The organism is Oleiphilus sp. HI0079, assembly GCF_001635105.1.
Genome location: NZ_LWFT01000255.1, coordinates 1 through 775, shown reverse-complemented (window position 1 = coordinate 775; position 775 = coordinate 1). Strand labels below are relative to the sequence as shown.

General features: G+C 47.5%; 1 protein-coding gene. It reads right to left on the bottom strand.

Annotation, left to right across the window (positions count from 1 at the left end; all coding sequences use genetic code 11):
• Nucleotides 1-530: TetR/AcrR family transcriptional regulator (locus A3750_RS03745; RefSeq protein WP_068548029.1), on the bottom strand; the 530-nt coding region annotated here is incomplete at its 3' end.
• Nucleotides 531-775: the final 245 nt, after the last annotated feature.

Below are 775 nucleotides of genomic sequence, written 5' to 3'. Positions count from 1 at the left end.
ACGCCATCGGTCTTCAGTTTGCACAAACCATGAAGTGTCGCCCAGGTGATTTGCGACATGCGGGTTTCGTCAAAGTAAGGCGGCATGTCGCCATGTTCTTTGAACTGTCGAATAATGTTGGTGTAGCGGCGAAAGGTCGCATGGCCTTTTTCCGTAAGTTCCGCCGAAGGCTCGTTGCGCCAGGTCACCGCGCCAAACATGAGCTCATACTTCTCGGGGTTCTCAGCCGCGTAACGCACATAGGCAATCACATAGTCCTTTAAGCGTTCTTGGATGGATGTGGCGTCATTGATGCCCGCTTGATCAAGCAAGTTGTTCAGATCATCAAAAGAACGCTCAGCAACCGCACACAGCAAAGCATGCTTAGACGAGAAGTGATGATAAGGCGCTTGTCGAGAGACGTCCGAACGCTCTGCGAGTTCGCGCAATGTTAGGCCTGCGATACCGCGCTCACTCATGAGCTGCTCAGCATTTTCTAGCAAAGTGTTGCGTAGATCTTGATGGTGATATTTTTTATTACTTTTGCTCATGGTCTTTTTCATAGCTCGGAAGATAACAAAGCAATCTTGACACTGTCAAAATAACTGTTATCTTGACGCCGTCAAGTTATTTAGTAAGCCATTTATTTTTTTATGAGGTTAGGCCGTATGAGCAATCAACCATATCCACACACGATGGAACCTTTAGATCTCGGATTCACCACTTTGAAAAACCGCGTCATCATGGGCTCAATGCACACGGGCCTCGAAGACCGTTTCTGGCAAATGGATAAACT